General features: G+C 55.4%; 1 protein-coding gene. It reads right to left on the bottom strand.

Annotation, left to right across the window (positions count from 1 at the left end; translation table 11 throughout):
- Nucleotides 1–70: 70 nt before the first annotated feature.
- Nucleotides 71–1,180: a RecQ family ATP-dependent DNA helicase gene (locus tag F604_RS12360; RefSeq protein ID WP_019551788.1), complete on the bottom strand. Its 1,110-nt coding sequence runs from the start codon at nucleotides 1,178–1,180 to the stop codon at nucleotides 71–73.
- Nucleotides 1,181–1,279: the final 99 nt, after the last annotated feature.

Here is a 1,279-nt window from a genome sequence, read left to right as displayed (position 1 = left end):
AATAAACCTCATTCTGCTGGTTCACAACCTCATTCGGAGTCGGGTCTTGCTCAGGATGGCCGGGGTGGAGCTATGAGGTAGCACACGAAGGAATCTGGTGAACGCGCTGGTAGGCTTCCTCAGGAGGTTTGCTGTTTTTTATGAAGTGCTCTTGAATGGATCTGTCCTCTGGATCGTAAATCAGTACAGCGTAAGCAGGCAGACCATCGCGACCGGCCCGGCCGATCTCTTGGTAATAGGCCAGAAGTGACCCTGGAACCTCGGCGTGCACGATAAAGCGGAGATCGAGCTTGTTAATCCCCATTCCTAGGGCATTTGTGGAAACAACAGCCTTCACTTCGTTGTTGAGGAGAGCCTCTTCTATGGCCTTTCGCTCTTCTAAAGGCAAATCCGCATGGTAATAGCGGGCGTCCACGCCATTCTCCTGGAGGAAAGCGGCGATTGCTTCTGCGGAGGCTTTAGTGGCGGTATAAACAATCCCAGTCCCCTCTAAGAAGCTCACCCAGCGGTACACTTCTGCGAACTTTTCTGCTTCATCTCCCACACGGACGACATGAAGGCTAAGATTGGGGCGGGTCAAGCTTCCGCGGATGACGTGCAACGATCCTCCCAACTGCGCTTCGATATCTTCCTGAACCCGCCGTGTTGCTGTCGCGGTGACCGCAATCACCGGTGTTTGCGGGGGCAATAACCGCACGAACTCTATGATCCGCCGGTAATCGGGGCGAAAATCATGGCCCCACTGGGAAATACAGTGGGCCTCGTCCACCACCAAGGCCCGGATAGGAAGAAGGCCGTACCATTCCCTCCACAGACCATTGTGGCGCCGCTCTGGGGCAATGTAGAGGAGATCCACTCCCCCTTCGCTCGCTTCCTTGAGGATGGCTTCTTGTTCTTCCGGCTCCATGTCCGAGTTAAGAACCCGAGCTTTCAACCCATACTTTTCGGCTTCCCGCACCTGATCTCGCATGAGGGCCTTGAGCGGACTGAAAACCAAGGTCAAACCCCTTTCAGCGGCCACCATCTGGTAGACCAGGCTCTTTCCCCAACCCGTGGGTTGGATCAACAAAAGCCGCTTCCCCGAAAGGGCCGCCTCTACGGCTTCCAGCTGTCCCGGACGGAACTCCTCTAGGCCAAACCGATCCCTTAAGGTCCGATACAGACGCTCCCTAACGCTCATAGCCTCCCCCCTTTCGGATATTCACCTGCATATGCATTGACACGCCAATAAGGAAGGGGCTTGGATAAATGTGTGGGAACACCCAAGCCCCCTCCCAGC

Origin of the sequence: Thermus scotoductus DSM 8553 (assembly GCF_000381045.1) — a bacterium.
GTDB lineage: Bacteria > Deinococcota > Deinococci > Deinococcales > Thermaceae > Thermus > Thermus scotoductus.
The sequence above is the reverse complement of the archived record's forward strand: the minus strand, read 5'-3'. Positions and strand labels throughout refer to the sequence as shown.